The organism is Flavobacterium turcicum (genome assembly GCF_011365745.1).
Lineage (GTDB): Bacteria > Bacteroidota > Bacteroidia > Flavobacteriales > Flavobacteriaceae > Flavobacterium > Flavobacterium turcicum.
Window position 1 is genome coordinate 1 of sequence record NZ_JAAOBY010000023.1, and the last position, 1,283, is coordinate 1,283.

The following is a 1,283-nucleotide window of genomic DNA, read 5'->3' on the forward strand; positions in this document are numbered from 1 at the left end:
ACTGAAACTGCTGCTGGTGTATCATTGTTAGCTACAATTGGGTTGTTCACCACTACTGTCGCTGTTGCTTGATCACAGTTCACTGGGGTCGCCCCTACTTCACAGATCTCATAAACAACTGTGTAAGTGCCTGACGCTGTGTTAGGGTTCACCGTAATTGTACCGTCTGCATTCAATGTCAAGCCTGCTGGAACCGTGATTCCTGTTAAGCTTACGTTTCCTGGGTTGGTTCCAATTACTACTGGATTGCCATCTAAAGTATCATTAACTACAACACTTGGTGTGCTGTCGCCTACTGAAACTGCTGCTGGTGTATCATTGTTAGCTACAATTGGGTTGTTCACCACTACTGTCGCTGTTGCTTGCTTACAGTTCACTGGGGTCGCCCCTACTTCACAGATCTCATAAACAACTGTGTAAGTACCTGAAGCTGTGTTAGGGTTCACCGTAATTGTACCGTCTGCATTCAATGTCAAGCCTGCTGGAACCGTGATTCCTGTTAAGCTTACGTTTCCTGGGTTGGTTCCAATTACTACTGGATTGCCATCTAAAGTATCATTAACTACAACACTTGGTGTGCTGTCGCCTACTGAAACTGCTGCTGGTGTATCATTGTTAGCTACAATTGGGTTGTTCACCACTACTGTCGCTGTTGCTTGCTTACAATTTACCGGGGTCGCGCCTACTTCACAGATCTCATAAACAACTGTGTAAGTGCCTGACGCTGTGTTAGGGTTCACCGTAATTGTACCGTCTGCATTCAATGTCAAGCCTGCTGGAACCGTGATTCCTGTTAAGCTTACGTTTCCTGGGTTGGTTCCAATTACTACTGGATTGCCATCTAAAGTATCATTAACCACAACACTTGGTGTGCTATCGCCTACTGAAACTGCTGCTGGTGTATCATTGTTAGCTACAATTGGGTTGTTCACCACTACTGTCGCTGTTGCTTGCTTACAGTTCACTGGGGTCGCCCCTACTTCACAGATTTCATAAACAACTGTGTAAGTGCCTGACGCTGTGTTAGGGTTCACCGTAATTGTACCGTCTGCATTCAATGTCAAGCCTGCTGGAACCGTGATTCCTGTTAAGCTTACGTTTCCTGGGTTGGTTCCAATTACTACTGGATTGCCATCTAAAGTATCATTAACTACAACACTTGGTGTGCTGTCGCCTACTGAAACTGCTGCTGGTGTATCATTGTTAGCTACAATTGGGTTGTTCACCACTACTGTCGCTGTTGCTTGCTTACAATTTACCGGGGTCGCCCCTACTTCACAGAT

The 1,283-nt window shown here is 45.7% G+C and carries 1 pseudogene; it reads right to left on the reverse strand.

Going from position 1 to position 1,283, the window contains the following annotated elements:
- Nucleotides 1–1,283 (reverse strand): annotated as a pseudogene (locus tag G9Q29_RS14815) (putative Ig domain-containing protein); the annotation flags it as partial.